The sequence below is a fragment of the Sulfurimonas sp. HSL1-2 genome (genome assembly GCF_039645565.1).
Taxonomy (GTDB): domain Bacteria; phylum Campylobacterota; class Campylobacteria; order Campylobacterales; family Sulfurimonadaceae; genus Thiomicrolovo; species Thiomicrolovo zhangzhouensis.
This window is the reverse complement of record NZ_CP147914.1, coordinates 501,189-516,256: the sequence shown is the minus strand read 5'-3', so window position 1 is coordinate 516,256 and position 15,068 is coordinate 501,189. Positions and strand designations below refer to the sequence as shown.

Genomic DNA, 15,068 nt, shown 5'->3' with positions numbered 1-15,068 from the left:
CCAGGAAACAATCATGAAAAAAACTTTGCTATTACTCTGTCTGACAGCTTTGCTCCACAGTGCGGAGCGCGAGACATGCTTTGAGGCGTACCGCGCTGAAAAAATCTCGAAGCAGGCGCTGGTGAAGTGCCTGGATTCCCTACCCGAGGCAAAGCCGGAAAAACATGCAGAAAAAACGCATAAAGAAACTACAAACGCATTGGGACTATATCTCGCCAACACGCTTCCCTATCAGGCGACCCGATACGTAGAATCATTCGACTGCTTCAACAAGGACGACAAGACGATGCTCTATACGTACACACTTGCACTCAAATACCGGATGCAGCATGTCGAAAGTATGGAAGATCTTGAAAAGAGCGATCTAGACTACTGGAGGCTTTGGCATATTGTGAGCGACATTGGGAGTGCCTGCAAGCTCCATTATTCATTTGACAATGTCCTCGAAGCCATCATCACCCCGACAGAAAGCGAACAAAAAGCACTGAAAAAACTGCGCAGGGTGGAGGGACGCATCCGCACGGACGGGTCATCGGAATCGTCAAAACGGATGCGCGAGTATGACGCCAAACTCCGCGCCCGTGTTTTGGCGAACAAGCCGGTATACAGCGTCGAACCGAAAGGTGACGACAAACGCGATTATGACCTCACATCGCTCAAGCAGCTGCCTGAAAATACGATACCGCGTAATGTTTATGAAAGTATCGACCATATGGAGACTACCCGCAAAAACAAGGAGATGCTGTTCAGACTTGCCTATCTCAAAGAGGAGATACTCCGCAATTACGACCGTCCCAAAAAGCGGCACGCGATGCAGCAGGAGATCGTCTATCTCGAACAGTGCCAGCGGCGGCTGGATCTGTATCAAAAGAGCGGTGACAGACTGAACGAAAAGCGAAAGCTGGTATCTTCAATTACTTCCTATTCAAACTATTACCCACTGAAAACCGACTTTCTGCCCAACGAGATCAGCGCATACTGTGAGAACAATATCACGGCGATGACGCTTGCTCCCGTCGACGTCGCTATTGAAAAACCGGCGCCCAAACATAACAAGATGCCCGTATTCGCCACATCCCAGGCGTACATCAACAGCTACGGCAGAGCCCCCGGAACCAAGACGAAGATGCAGGCGTACCTCAACGAGATCAGAGCGGCGATAGGGAAGCAGAACGGCGATATCGGCACGGGCCTGAAGGTACTCCGCCTGCAAGACTGCATCAAAGACGAAACGCCTTTTCTTCAGTTGCTGAAAACTGACATCGAACAGGAGGGGCTCAAAGAGGCGTTCGGCACCTATGTGGTACAGCCGATGTTCTGGTGGGCGACAACCATCGGTATGAAGATGAAGCAGGAGGGAGAGAGTGAAGAACTCAAGCACTTCTTCGACTGCAACCAGACGGCGCTTTTACAACCCAAAGCCGCCACGACGGTCCGGAAGACGGCGGCACAAAAGCCCGGTTTCACAAGAGCTGCCATGGGAGCCGGGATCAGTCAGAAAGACAGCATCCTCAAGTATTACGCCAAGGTCTTTGAAAACAGACCTACTCACGACCTGACCAACAGTAAAGCCGTTGAAGCCGGGATTATCGACAGCAAATGGATCGATAAGGAGAACAAGATCATTCCGGCTTTCGGCAGCAGCGTCCGTATCGAGGGGATGCCCCAGGGCGGCATGAAGCTGACATACGAAGGCGTTCCCGGCGGAAACCTCTGCAGCGGTTTTGTGACTATGAACAAGAATGACGCCATCCATTTTGACAGGAAAAGGTATCAAGGCATCGACTACATCCTCCTCAACAACCACAAGCTCCGGATCAACCATATGGTCGGCAAGCATGTAGAGCGCCTGTGCGGCGAACAGGAGGAAAACAGCGTTTCGTTTGTCAAAGAACGGACGACCAAAGAGTACCAATACGGCCCCCAACCCATTGCCAGCGCTTTTGACGTGGCCCAAAAAACCGACGTGATCATGGAGACACGCCATGCTCCATACGGTTTCGCACACTCCGATAGAGGCAGCAGTTTTTTTGTCAGCGGTCAGGACGCCAGAATATTTGACAAAGAACGGAAGCTTCCTCCCAAAGCCCTCCCCCGGGACATGGCTTACAGTTTCCAACCCGTGATGTCACCCGACGGCAAAACGCTGGCGGTTGGGAGCAGGGACAAAATATACCTTTGGGATATTCAGGGAAACAAACTTCGGAAAACACTTGACGGTCTGCCCAAAGGTGCCAAGAACCTCATGCATTTTTTGTCAGACAATAAAACCCTGGTGGCCGGGGCAGGCAAAAGCATCTATTTTTTCAATACGGAGAATGAAAATATCATAGAGATGACTCCGAAATTCATTGAAAAAGAGAAGAAATATTTTACGCCGAGGATCAGCGCTGTCGGGGAATCGCCGGATGGTACGACGATTTACATCGGCAGCAGCAACGGGCATGTGGAGCGTTGGCAGAAAAAGGGAAGTGGTACGGGAAATATGAAATTCACCTACTCGGACACCATCGAAGACAAACAGGTCCGCGATATCGGTGCCATCGCCCACGATCCGAGGAACTCTGATCATTTGATGGTCTGCAACGGGCAAAACATCCGTTTTTGGGATGTGAACAAAAAATCGATCGTCGAGACCCTTGACGCCGATTTTTATATGCAGTGCAAGCACCTCGAAATGAGCAAAGACCACAGGTATCTTATGGCGTCAAGCCAATCTGGCGTATTTCTATGGAAACTGGGCAGCAAGGTCCAGTATGAGGTTCTCACCGGCGGGGACATCAGAGGCGCCATCTTCATAGACGAAAATCATATTGCCACGATCGGCAGGGAGATTGCGTTGTGGCAGCTGGAGGCAAAATAGCTGCTACCGCAACCATACTGAAGCATATGCGATCTTTACAGTAGCCGCGGCAGGTGCTGTTTTATCATCAACCGCCCCGGCCGCCCGACGACGTCACCGATCATTGCTACTTTCAACCTATTCATGGGTAGCAATGTAGCTGTATCGGACTGAAAAAACTGTTGTTTGGCTTTCCCTGCAGGATACGCCTGCGCGATTCCCTGATTTCAAAAGATTCGATAAATGTTTTTTATGATAAAAACAATATAATTTTTTTATGTTTAAAAATATTTCTATTACAACCGCACTCACGAGAATTGTCGCATTCCTCTCCGACATCTTTCTGGTAAGCCTGGTCATCGTACTCTTTCTGCCACTTCTGCCGAAGTCGTATGTATCACTCTTTCCCTACGCCCTCATAGGTTTCTCTTGGCTTTACCGCGTATTTCTCCCGCTTTCGCCCCTGCGGGGCACCCTTGGGAAAAAACTATTCGGCCTGACCCTGGAGAGGGATAATTCCGAGCCACTGACTTTTCGAACATTGGCCATTCGTGAAACAATCGTACTGGGATATTTCCTTTACGTGTCCGCTGCACTCAAAGTCTCCGAGCTTACGCACGGCAACCCGTCAATCCTCCTGTTTCTTGGCCTCTCGCTCCTGCCGGTACTGCTGATATTTCTGGATCGGGACAAACGGTCCTTGCATGACCGGATCGCCCTTACTGTCGTCCTCGATACGATTGAGAGCAGTGCTCCGCCGCTACGCATTTTCAGAATGTTTTTGCGCACTGTCGCCATCCTGGGCTTACTGATCATCACAGGCTACTACATGCTCTTTGCCAGCGTCATGTGGCGAGCGGCTCAACAAGCACAGGCGCTATACGATCAATCATACCAACGGACCTATCCCACAAACGACTATGGCGATGCTCGTATCCGCTTCTATGCCGATGCGCTGAACGTCTATGTCCCGCGCTACATCGATGCCGAAGACGAATATGACATTTTTGCCAATGACATCAAATCGGAACTCGCCCAGAACTGTATCGACCGTCTCCAAAAACTGCACGATCCGGAAAGTACCGGTGAAGGCCGCTCCTTCTACAAAAATGCGCGAAACGCCTATGTCGCGAATGATAAAATTGATCTCGCCCAGGAGCAGGAAGCGTACTCAAGCAGCCGCTTTTATGTCGTCGACACGAACTTGATCAACGAGATCGAGAGAGATATTACGGGACTTTCAGCGCGGAGCCTCCATAGCCCGTGCGATGACAGCGTCAATGTTGAAATCCTCTATGACAGCTTTGCCAAAAAATATTTCGAATCATTCGAACATCAGCTCTTTCTCGAAGACGAAGATGAGCAATGGTATGAAACCTTCAAGGAACACCATCCGGAGCTGATACTGCTGCAAGAACAAAAAGCGCTGGAGGCTAAACTAGATGACGAAGAACGTCTTATCAGAAAAAAAGAAGCCCGCAAAAAGATGTTGGCACGCTTGCGCTACGATCGTTCTCTCAAACGAGGACCTTCCATTTTTTACGTCATTGCCAACGATCAAGAAAAGGTATTGGATGAACTGCTTCGCGACCGTTCCATTCTTGAGGTACGCAACGGCAACAGCTTTACACCGCTGTTTTATGCCGTCCGACTGCGCAAAGAACAGAGTGTAAAAAAACTACTACTCAACGGTGCAGACATGTACGCGGATTTGCACAGGATGACTCCCTTTGATGTCGCGGTCACCGATGGAGACCGATCTATTCCGATCATCAAAATGTTTCTGGAACACGGTTACGATGTGAATTATCAATATCTTAGAGGCCCAACGGCACTGACAATTGCCGCCAAGAAATGTAGGAACTTTGCACTTGTCGAATTACTTCTGTCCAATGGAGCCGACCCTGCTCTCAAAGACAAATTCGGCGGAGACACATTGACCCGCATACAAGCGTCTTGCAAGGGGAAAAACCTTGAGCGTATGCAGGAACTGATCGCTAAATACCCGTGATCGATCCAAACTGGCTATACTCACTCTTAGTATGAAAACAGTGATTGCCGCCGTGATATCGCTTCTGTTGTTGCAAGGGTGCAGTCCAACGCTGTCGCCGATGGCCAAGCGTCTGCTGGCCGGAAAAGGCGATGTCGCTACAGTGACTATTTGCTACCCAAAGTCATCGAACCTCATCCTCTCGGTGCATAGTGTCGGCATCATGGTGGACGGTGCCTATGCCTTTTATCTGCACGGCGGCGAGCGCATTACCTTTCCCATCCCGCCGGGAACGCACGAGCTCGGCGTTTCCGATTCATCCTCCCCCTATTTCACGCACCTGGAAAGCCTTGCTTTCACGGCAGAAGTGAACGGTTCGAATTTCTTTGAGACCTACCCCGTATTTGAAGGGGTCACCTTTGTTCCCTACGGATTCATCCCCATTCCGGGGCCGGATATCCGTTACAAGCTTTTTGAGGTGGACAAGGAGCGTGCCGCGCAGCTAAAGACGAAGCAGGTCGACGCGAACGAGAGGATAATGCCGGAGCAGTAACCGGCTTGAGATACCGCTATTTCTTGAGCCGCGGCAGGTGCTGCCTGATCATCGACCGTCCCGGCCGCCCGACAATGTCGTCGATCATTGCTACTGTGAGATTTTTCATAATCGGCATTGTATCGCTTTGCGGGTTAAAGCCGTTCCTAGTGAAGATATTGCATAGCAACACTCAATCTATGTTAACTGTTTTGATGATCAAAGGTTGTTTTACATAGAATGTTCACTAATAATATAGAAGCTATATCTATTGGAATTAAATGCAAAACTATATTTCGAATCTTGAAAAGGGTGAGTTACATGTCCATTTAAATGGATTAGTATCAACATCTACTATTCAGAAGATTATCATTGAAGAATCAATAGAAGTCCCTCAGGACTTCAACATTCACAGAGATTTAATACGAGAATTTCCTATGGAAAGTCTAGAACAGTATCTTAAACCATGGGACGTACTAAGACTCATCCCTAATAGTAAGGAAAGTCTAAAACTCATGGTTCAAAATGCATTCGAAAATCTGAAACAGCAAAATGTCTCATTTGTTGAAATTAGAAACAGTGTAGTCTACTTATCATTTCTAAATAACATCAGTACAGAACTAGCCCTTCGGTGGCTTTTAGAAGAAATCGAACAGGCTTCTGAAAAATACAATATAAAGGCAGGGTTATTGATGACAATATCCAGAGGTGATTATTCAGCAGAGAACTTTCATACACTCATAAAGGCGTATGAAAAGCTTGATAAGCCCAATGGAGTCTTAGGGCTAGATCTTGCTGGTAATGAGGATATTGTAATTTCAAAGAATATTAGTAGTTTATTTAGAAATGCAAAAGAAAAATATGGTTTCAACATTACGGTACATGCTGGAGAAACTGGCAATGTAGCCAATATTATTGAAGCTATAGATTCGTTTACGGCTGACCGAATCGGTCATGGTACAGCCGCAGAAAAAGACCAAGAATTAATGGCATATATAAAAGAAAGAGATGTTTGTATTGAAGTATGCCCAATTAGTAACCGTTTAACTGGTGCTGTCAGAGAAGAAGATGATCACCCAGTTGTCAAATTCCTCGAAAACGATGTTCCATTCGTGCTATGTTCTGACAACCCTGCACTACATAACAAAACTATCAATGATGATTATATGTCCTTTCATGATGAAACAATGCGAAAAGACATATTAGAAAAAATGTTGGCTACTCAGAAGAAGTATTCATTCATCAAAGGACTTTAATGAAAATCAGATTTGTCACTAATAACCTGAATAAACTTGCAGAAGTTAAAAAAATGATAGATGCAGCAGAAATAGTTGCAACAGAATTGAAAATTGAGGAAATACAAACTGATAATGTGAAAAAACTTGTTAAAGACAAACTACTAAAAGCATTTAAAAAGGTGGGAAGACCTGTATTTGTTGAACACACAGGACTTTATCTCGACAGCTTAAATAGTTTTCCTGGAGGACTGACGCAAATTTTCTGGGATAAATTAGAAGCTGATAGGTTTTCAAAATTATTAGGAACTTTAGATACTACAACTGCTATTGCTAGAACAACCATAGGCTATTGCGACGGTAAAAAGATACATTATTTTGATGGTGAAATAATTGGTAATATCTCTCCTGAGCCAAAAGGAGAAAGACGCTTCCAATGGGATTGCGTTTTTATACCTGATGGTGAAGAACAGACTTTTGCAGAACTAGGCGATAAAAAGAATGAGATTTCTATGAGAAAAATAGCGTTTGACAAATTCAATAAGTACCTGAAGGAAGGCAACTAACCATGGAACAATTATTCGAAGCATACAAACAAAACAATATCATTCTCTTTGTTGGTGCTGGTGTTTCCATGGGCTTAGGCTTACCTTCATGGGGTGACTTGATCAACGAAATTGCTAAACAATTGGATTATGACCCCGAAATATATTCAACTTTTGGTGACAATTATGCGTTAGCCGAATACTATACAATCAAACAAGGTGGCTTGGGAAAACTTAGAAGTTGGATGGATAGGAATTGGCACTCAGATGCTATAAAAATTGAAGATTCAGATATTCACAAAATTATTGTAAATGCTAATTTTCCACTGATTTATACAACAAATTACGATAGATGGCTAGAAAATGCATTTGAAAAATATGGCAAGCCTTATCACAAAATAATTGGTGTTAGTGACCTAACAACAACAAATGATCAAACAACTCAAATTGTAAAGTTTCATGGTGATTTTGATGATGATAATTCAATAGTTTTGGATGAAACAAGTTATTTCAAACGTTTGGATTTTGAAACACCTCTAGATATAAAGCTAAGGTCAGACGTACTTGGGAAAACTGTCTTATTCATTGGATATGGGCTGTCAGATATAAATATTCGATTATTATTCTTCAAGCTTTCTCAATTATGGAAAGAGAATGCCCAAGGCAGGGTGCAACCAACATCATATGTTTTTTCCTCTAAACCAAATCCTATTCAGGAAGACATATTAAAACAATGGGGAATTACAATGATCTCATCAGAAATAGATGATCCTGGTGCCGCCTTAATCGAATTTATGACGAAGCTTACTAGTCAATAGCTAGCAAATTAAGCAGACTAAAAAAACTACGATCAGTTTTTGATTGCTTATTTCAATCGTAAAAATACAGGGTAACTCATTTTGGACAAATTCATTTCTATCGGTGTAAATCAAGGAGATGCTTTTTATTTAGAAAGGTCTGGAGTAAAAATTCTCGTTGATGGTGGAAGAGCAAGGACAGGATTCCCAATACAGTTTTCACGAACCATTGTTACTGATGAATTAGATGTTGTTGTTTGTACACATGCAGATGCAGATCATATCAATGGTTTACTTGGTTATTTTGAATCTGGACTCAAAGCCAAAGAAGTTTGGTTACCAGGTGTATGGACTAGTCGTTTAGAAGATTTGATAAAAAATCCATTAGGTTTTATCATAGAGCTAAGTAACGATATAGCTGAAATTGGTGCCTTTGAGAAAAATAATTTAGAAGATTTAACGGATGTAGACTTTTTAGAGCAAAAAAAACATCCTAACCAGACAGATAAATCAAGTTTAGATGTTGATCAACTTTTTCAAGCAATGGAAGAAGCTGCACACAGAACAGAATTGTTTGACATAACTAATTACTACCCGTTTGGATTCCATTATCACTTTAAAAGTTTAACTCAATATGAGCTTTTCATAGATGCAATTGACACCGCAAAGAAGATAAAAGAACTTGCAGTGCTTGCCTATAATGCAGGGGCCAAAATTAGATGGTTTGAGTTTAATAAAGACAAGGCTGCATACGGTGGAGAAATTTATCTCAGACCAGTCAACTCACAAGAGATTGTCAGAATATCCCCACCACTAAATGCATTAATGTATTTGTACGTCAGTAAAGCAAATAGAGAAAGTTTAGTTTTTTATTCCACTGACAACTATGGAACCACCAGTGTCTTATTTAGCGCAGATTCTGATTTTTCATTTAACCAAAATATACCAAACCTTTCAGCTAGTTCAATAATTACAGCACCACATCATGGCTCTGAACATAATCAAAAGGCATATACTCGTTTAAGGACCTTCATCCATGATAAAACGATATTCGTTCGTAGTGATGGAAAATATAAAACTAGACCAGGAATCACTTTTAAACAATTGTCATGCAAGAAGATATGTACTTTATGTAACACTTTAAATTCGAACAAACAAGATATTACTTTTACTACAAACAAAACAGGATGGACGAAAAAGAAGGGTACTTCTTGGTGTCACTGCCAGTAAAATTTCTAACAAATCAAATAAAACTAATCAATAAACCGCAGATGTCTTTTTGATCGATCATTTTAAACGTTAGGCAAAGCGATTATGACCAATGTCATATCGTCTACTAAATTCAATAATCCTCCTCCTTAAAGAAAAAACACCGAACCTTTTGTACAAAACCTCATTAATAGCCTTTTTTAGAATAGCCTGCAAAAATGCCCCTTTGAATAAAGGGCACCTCTAAAGAGATAACCGAACCATTTTTGCATGCCCAACGTGAAGGCAAAAGGAATATATGTATGAAAGCAACATTTGACAACCCTACAGCGGTAAAGAGCCTTGACGATCTCGCAGCGCTGGCGGATTATTCGCTCATGGACACGTTGACCCCCGACCCCGAAGCGACGGCGGACGGCGTTGACCACGCGCCGCGGCAGGTCTTCAGCGGGCATTATGTGCCTGTGAACCCTACGCCCATAGAAACCCCCGTGTACATCGCGCACAGCGAGACTTTTTTTCGCGAACTGGGCTTTAGCGACTCATTGGCGACCTCGGAGGAGTTTATGCGGATGTTTACAGGCGACAGTTCGCAGCTCCCGGAGCCGCTGCGCCGCCGGGGCTGGGCGACTGGGTACGCGCTTTCCATCTACGGGACCGAGTACTATGAGCAGTGCCCCTTCCGTACGGGCAACGGCTACGGCGACGGCCGCGCGGTCTCCATCCTCGAAGCGGTCATCAACGGGCAGCGCTGGGAGATGCAGCTCAAAGGCGGCGGCAGGACACCCTACTGCCGGGGTGCCGACGGCCGCGCCGTGCTGCGTTCGAGCATCCGCGAGTTTCTGGCGCAGGAGCACATGCACGCCCTGGGCGTAAAAACGTCGCGCTCGCTGAGCCTCTACACCTCCCAGACGGAGACGGTTGCAAGGCCGTGGTTCAACAACGGCTCCTACTCGCGAAACCCCGAAGTCATGCTCGAGGAGGCCGTGGCCATCACGACGCGGGTCGCCCCCTCTTTTATCCGGGTGGGCCAGGTCGAGCTTTTCGGCCGGCGTGCGCGCAAGAACGAGCACCCCAAGGCGTTGGAGGAGCTCGAGCAGATCGTCCTGCACCTCATCGACCGCGAATACAAAGATGTGATCGATGCCGCGCTGCCCCTCCGGGACAAGGTGCTCCTGCTGGCAACGGCGTTCCGCGACCGTCTCACCACGCTGGTGGCAGAGTGGATACGCGTGGGGTACTGCCAGGGCAACTTCAACAGCGACAACACTGCCGCCGGCGGCTTCACCCTCGATTACGGCCCCTTCGGATTCATCGAAATGTTCGACCCGCGCTACCAGCCGTGGACGGGCGGAGGAGACCACTTCTCCTTCCTCAACCAGCCCCAGGCGGCGGAGACGAACTTTGCCATGTTCTGCAGCGCGCTGAAGCCGCTGCTGACGTCTGATGAAAAGGCCGTGAACGAGCTGGACATGCTGACTTTAAGATTTGCAAGAGCGATGCAGGGGAAAATGATACCCATGTGGGCGTCAAAGCTGGGACTGCATCAGCTGGATGCGGCACTGTTCAACGAACTGGTGACGCTGATGATCGAGACCGGGGTGGATTACACCATCTTCTTCCGCGAACTCTCATCCGTGCCCGAAGATATCGCCCCGCTGACGAAGAGCTTTTACGGTGACGGGGTCAAAGATGCCGCGCTGCTGGAGCGCTGGAGCGAATGGCTGGAAAAATGGAAGGGTGTCGTACAGGCGACCAACCCCGACGACATCAACGCCGCGTCGCCGGAATCCCGCGAAAAGCTCTCACGCTGGATGAAATCCGTCAACCCCAAGTACACCTTGAGGGAGTGGTTCCTCGTCCCGGCCTACCAGCAGGCCGCCGACGGGGACTATACGCTCATCAAGGAGCTGCAGGCCGTCATGACCGACCCCTACGCCGAGCAGTCCGAAGCAGTAGCGGCAAAGTACTACAGCAAAAAGCCCACGGAGTTCTTCGAGATCGCCGGTATCTCCCACGTCACCTGTTCCTCTTAAATGCAAGCAATAGTGCGCGTGTAACAGCGCCACCGCCTTTTCCGCGGCCGTCTTCCGGCCGTAGCACGGTATATGCATTCGTTTTGTTCTTCTTACAAGCGTAACGGCAGCTATCTCTTATTCCGGTGCTCGCACACAACTTGAACGAAGCACATCTCGAATTGCATTGCAAAGATTTCAGAACGCGGAAGCAGAGATAATATTTCGTTCATTCATGACTTTTTTACGATGGGTTCACACATAGGAACTCCCATGGGAACACCGATCGATTACATCTATGAAAACAAACTCGAATGGCAGCCGTCATTCAAAGGCGCACTCGGCGTAGCAGGCCGTTACGGCTACCGCGGCGCGCTCGTCGTCACCGAGGGCAAGACGAAGCCCCTGACCGTCCTCAAGCAGGCCATTGCCGTCGCGGACGACGATAAGATGCTCTTCTTCGCCGGGGAGCTGGAAAGTTTCGACGACTTCGAAGCGGCCTTCGCACGCTACAAAGGCCTCTTCTCCCCCGAAACCCTGACGGCGTTCTACTTCACCGACATCGCCGGCGATGCCGTCTTTGACTACGAGGGCATCAGCGTCCACGCCTTTTCGCTGGACGAAAGCTCCGTCTGGAACGAGCTTGTCGAGGCCGCCGACCTGGACAAGAAAGAGCTCAAGCGCATGGATTCCGAAGAGAAACTCGACACCATCTACGACGAGCTCAAAAGAACCCCCCTGCGCGCGGCGTCCAAAAGCTACGAAGAGGCGCGTGCGCTCAAGATCGCCTAGGCTGCCGCTTCTCCCGCAGCCGCCGGGGCCCCGGCGGTCAGCCCTCTCAGCTCTCTTTCAACACTTTCCCCGGCATCACACTCTGTTACGCCGAGAATCCAGGCCGCTTTACAGCACCTTCGGTTTCGCCGTGCGCAGGTAGTGCAGGACCGCCTTGATGATGTCGTCGTCGTCTTTGCTGTCGGCGGTGACGTACTCTTTAGCGCCGCTCAGGTACTCTACCGTGATGTTCTGGCCGTAGGAGCTGAGCATCTTGATGTGCTTCTCCAGCCCCATCAGTTTGATGACCATCAGCTCGAAAAACTGCTTCGTCGGGCCGTCCGGGCGTCCGAAGCGCTCCGTGACCTCCTCCTCGATCTCGTAGACCTCCGTCGGGGTCTCGCAGAGGCTGAGGCGGCGGTAGAGCTCCAGGCGCAGGCGGTCCTCGGCGACGAGCTCGTCGCTGATGTAGGCACTGACGGCGAGCTTGAGGTCCACCTTCGCCTTGGGCGTCTCTTTCTTGTTGCTCAGCTCCTTGATGGCGTCCTCGAGCATCCGCAGGTAGAGAGAGTAGCCGATGTTCTTGATGTGGCCGCTCTGCGCGTCGCCCACGAGGTTCCCCCCGCCCCGGATTTCGAGGTCATGGTAGGCCAGCACGGAACCGCTGCCGAGGAAGGAGTTCGACTCCAGGGCGATGAGGCGCTTCTTCGCCTCCTCGGTAATAAGCTCCTTGTCCTCGACGATGAAGTAGGCATACCCCTCCGTATGGCCCCGGCCGACGCGGCCGCGGAGCTGGTGCAGGTCGGCGATGCCGAAGCGGTCCGCCCCGTCGATGATCATCGTGTTGACCCGCGGCATGTGGATGCCCGACTCGATGATGGAAGTCGCGAGCATGAGGTCGTACTCGCCGTCCTGGAACTTGAGCAGCTCTTTCTCCGTCTCGACGGCGCCCACCTGCGAGTGGAGCATCAAAATGCGCAGGTCCGGGAGGATGGCCTTGAGCTCGCCCAGCTTGATCGGCATGTGGTCGATGGAGTTGTAGACGTAAAAGACCTGCCCACCCCGGCGCAGCTCGCGCAAAATGACCTCTTTGACGAGCTTTTCGTCGTAGGCCTTGACGAAGGTCCTTACCCCCTGCCGTTCACCCGGAGGGGTCATGAGGGTACTGAGGGTCTTGATGGAAGAGAGTGCCTGGTTGAGGCTGCGCGGGATCGGCGTGGCGCTCATGGTGAGCAGGTGCGTCTTCTCGTAGAGGGTTTTCAGCTTCTCTTTCTGCTTCACCCCGAACTTGTGCTCTTCGTCGATGACGACGAGGCCCAGCTTGGCGAACTTCGTGCCGAAGAGCGCGTGGGTGCCGACGACCATGTCGATGGTCCCCTCGGCCAGCCCCGCCTCGACGGCCTTCTTCACCTTCGGCGTGACGAAGCGGTCGATCTTGGCGATGCGGAAGTCATACTCGGCGAAGCGCGCCTTGAGCGAGGCGAAGTGCTGGGAGCTCAGCAGGGTCGTCGGCACGATGACGGCCGACTGGTACCCCGCCTGTGCCGCGGCGAACATCGCGTTCATCGCCACCTCGGTCTTGCCGAAGCCGACGTCCCCGCTGAGGAGCCGGTCCATGACGAGGCCGCTGCCGATCTCGGCGATGATCTCGGCGATGGAGCGCGCCTGGTCCTCGGTGTACTCGAAGCCCGCCTCCGCCTGGAACGCCGCCAGTTTTTTGGCATCGGTCTCGATGACGGGGGCGCTGATGAGCGCACGCTGGGCGGCCGTGTTGACGATCTCCGAGGCGATCTCGAAGAGGCGTTTGCGCACGGTCTCCTTGAGGCGTCCGAAGCTCCCCTTGCCCAGGCGGTCGAGCACCGGCGGCGCCCCGGCGCCCGCGATGTAGCGGTCGATGGCGTCGAGGTTCTCCACCGGCAGCAGGACCCGCTCGTCGCCCTGGTAGCGGATGGCAATGAAGTCGCGCACCGAGCCCAGGATCTCCGCCTGCTCGATGGCCTCGAAGATCCCGACCCCGTGATCCTCGTGGACGACGTAGTCGCCGGGCTTGAGGTCGTCGAGGAGCAGGCTGCTCTTGCGGCGGCGCTTTTTGCGCACCGGTTTGTTCAGCGAGATGATGAGCTCGGTGTCGGTTATGAGGTTGACGATCTCGCCGGAGCGTTTGACGGTGAGCCCCCGCGTGTCAAAGAGGCCCGCCTGCTTCAGCTGCGCGTCGCTGCTGGCGATGATGGTCACCTTCTTGTTCGGGTGGACCTCCAGCAGGGTTTTGACGTCGGTGACCGCGAGGGCCTTGACCCGGTCGTCTTCGGGGAGCACCGCGACGGATTCGAAAACGCCCTGCGGCACCTGCGGGGTGTTGAGGGTGTAGGCCTCGCCTATCATCGCGTCGAGGCGTTTGACGGCGGCGACCTTTTTGCCCTCGAGGAAGTTCTCGGCGTCGTCGCCCAGGTACCAGAAGCCCAGGGAGTCGATGTCCTTGACGAAGCTGTCGCTCGTCGAGGCTTCGACGGCGGCGACGATGCGCTCGTACCCGGCCTCGTCAAAGGCGTAGGGGGCGCTGTGCAGCTCGAAGCCCTCCAGCTCCTCGCCGACGGTGCGCTGGGTCTCCACCTCGAAGGCCTTGATCTGCTCGATCTCGTCGTCGAAGAGGGAGATGCGGTAGGGGCTTTCCGTACCGGGGGCGAAGACGTCGATGATGTCGCCGCGGAAGGAGACCTCCCCCTCCACCTCCACGAGGTCGACAAAGCTGTAGCCCCAGTGCAGCAGCTCCGTCTTGAGGGCTCCTAGGTCGAGGCGGTCGCCGAAGGCGATCTGCTTCGTGCGCAGCAGGTGCGTTTTGGGCAGCGGGAAGAGCAGGCTCTTGAACGGCGCGATGACGAGGGGCTTCTTGTCTGCCTCGTAGTAGTGCCGCAGCGCCTCGGCCATCTGGCTCAGCTCTTCGCTGAAGGGGCGCAGGTCATCAAGCCAGGTCGCGCGGAAATCGGGGAGGACAACCGCGTCGATCTCCTTGAAGCGGCAGAGGTCGCGGAGCTGCTGCGCTTCGGCGGCGTCTTCACAGATGAGAACGTCGGGGAGGCCACCCTTTTTCAGGTAGGCGTAGAGCTTGGCCTGCATCTCAGCGTGCCGTATCGT

General features: G+C 50.5%; 10 protein-coding genes. 9 read left to right on the top strand and 1 reads right to left on the bottom strand.

Annotated features, from left to right (window positions below):
- Positions 1-199 precede the first annotated feature (199 nt).
- The 9 genes from WCX18_RS02600 (at position 200) to WCX18_RS02560 (ending at position 11,957) form a co-directional block, all read left to right on the top strand.
- Positions 200-2,863 (top strand): WD40 repeat domain-containing protein, encoded by a 2,664-nt coding sequence (locus WCX18_RS02600; protein WP_345989313.1) that lies wholly within the window; start codon positions 200-202, stop codon positions 2,861-2,863.
- 256 nt (positions 2,864-3,119) lie between these two features.
- Positions 3,120-4,853 carry an ankyrin repeat domain-containing protein gene (locus WCX18_RS02595; RefSeq protein WP_345989311.1) on the top strand — a complete coding sequence of 578 codons (1,734 nt, stop codon included), beginning with the start codon at positions 3,120-3,122 and terminating at the stop codon, positions 4,851-4,853.
- Positions 4,854-4,884: 31 nt separating this feature from the next.
- On the top strand, positions 4,885-5,385 hold the full coding sequence (locus WCX18_RS02590) for a hypothetical protein (RefSeq protein ID WP_345989309.1): 501 nt from the start codon (positions 4,885-4,887) through the stop codon (positions 5,383-5,385).
- 260 nt (positions 5,386-5,645) lie between these two features.
- Complete coding sequence (locus tag WCX18_RS02585) at positions 5,646-6,620, top strand: hypothetical protein (RefSeq protein WP_345989307.1); 975 nt, start codon at positions 5,646-5,648, stop codon at positions 6,618-6,620.
- On the top strand, positions 6,620-7,165 hold the full coding sequence (locus tag WCX18_RS02580; RefSeq protein ID WP_345989305.1) for a non-canonical purine NTP pyrophosphatase: 546 nt from the start codon (positions 6,620-6,622) through the stop codon (positions 7,163-7,165). Before WCX18_RS02585 ends, WCX18_RS02580 begins: the two co-directional genes overlap by 1 nt.
- Before the next feature lie 2 nt (positions 7,166-7,167).
- Positions 7,168-7,962 carry an SIR2 family protein gene (locus WCX18_RS02575; protein ID WP_345989303.1) on the top strand — a complete coding sequence of 265 codons (795 nt, stop codon included), beginning with the start codon at positions 7,168-7,170 and terminating at the stop codon, positions 7,960-7,962.
- A gap of 81 nt (positions 7,963-8,043) precedes the next feature.
- Positions 8,044-9,171, top strand: a complete 1,128-nt coding sequence (locus tag WCX18_RS02570; protein ID WP_345989301.1) for a hypothetical protein — start codon at positions 8,044-8,046, stop codon at positions 9,169-9,171.
- 281 nt (positions 9,172-9,452) lie between these two features.
- Entirely contained in the window at positions 9,453-11,186 is a 1,734-nt protein-coding gene (locus WCX18_RS02565; protein ID WP_345989299.1) for a protein adenylyltransferase SelO family protein, read from the top strand.
- Between the two features lie 252 nt (positions 11,187-11,438).
- Positions 11,439-11,957: a hypothetical protein gene (locus WCX18_RS02560; RefSeq protein ID WP_345989297.1), complete on the top strand. Its 519-nt coding sequence runs from the start codon at positions 11,439-11,441 to the stop codon at positions 11,955-11,957.
- A gap of 108 nt (positions 11,958-12,065) precedes the next feature.
- Here the strand turns inward: WCX18_RS02560 and WCX18_RS02555 are convergent, their stop codons facing one another.
- Complete coding sequence (locus tag WCX18_RS02555) at positions 12,066-15,050, bottom strand: DEAD/DEAH box helicase (RefSeq protein ID WP_345989295.1); 2,985 nt, start codon at positions 15,048-15,050, stop codon at positions 12,066-12,068.
- Positions 15,051-15,068: the final 18 nt, after the last annotated feature.

What these genes read in the sequence shown, in the direction of transcription:
- WCX18_RS02595 (WP_345989311.1), top strand. Translation starts at nt 3,120, where the DNA reads ATGTTTAAAAATATTTCTATTACAACCGCACTCACGAGAATTGTCGCA.
- WCX18_RS02590 (WP_345989309.1), top strand. Translation starts at nt 4,885, where the DNA reads ATGAAAACAGTGATTGCCGCCGTGATATCGCTTCTGTTGTTGCAAGGG.
- WCX18_RS02585 (WP_345989307.1), top strand. Translation starts at nt 5,646, where the DNA reads ATGCAAAACTATATTTCGAATCTTGAAAAGGGTGAGTTACATGTCCAT.
- WCX18_RS02580 (WP_345989305.1), top strand. Translation starts at nt 6,620, where the DNA reads ATGAAAATCAGATTTGTCACTAATAACCTGAATAAACTTGCAGAAGTT.
- WCX18_RS02575 (WP_345989303.1), top strand. Translation starts at nt 7,168, where the DNA reads ATGGAACAATTATTCGAAGCATACAAACAAAACAATATCATTCTCTTT.
- WCX18_RS02565 (WP_345989299.1), top strand. Translation starts at nt 9,453, where the DNA reads ATGAAAGCAACATTTGACAACCCTACAGCGGTAAAGAGCCTTGACGAT.
- WCX18_RS02560 (WP_345989297.1), top strand. Translation starts at nt 11,439, where the DNA reads ATGGGAACACCGATCGATTACATCTATGAAAACAAACTCGAATGGCAG.
- WCX18_RS02555 (WP_345989295.1), bottom strand. Translation starts at nt 15,050, where the DNA reads ATGCAGGCCAAGCTCTACGCCTACCTGAAAAAGGGTGGCCTCCCCGAC.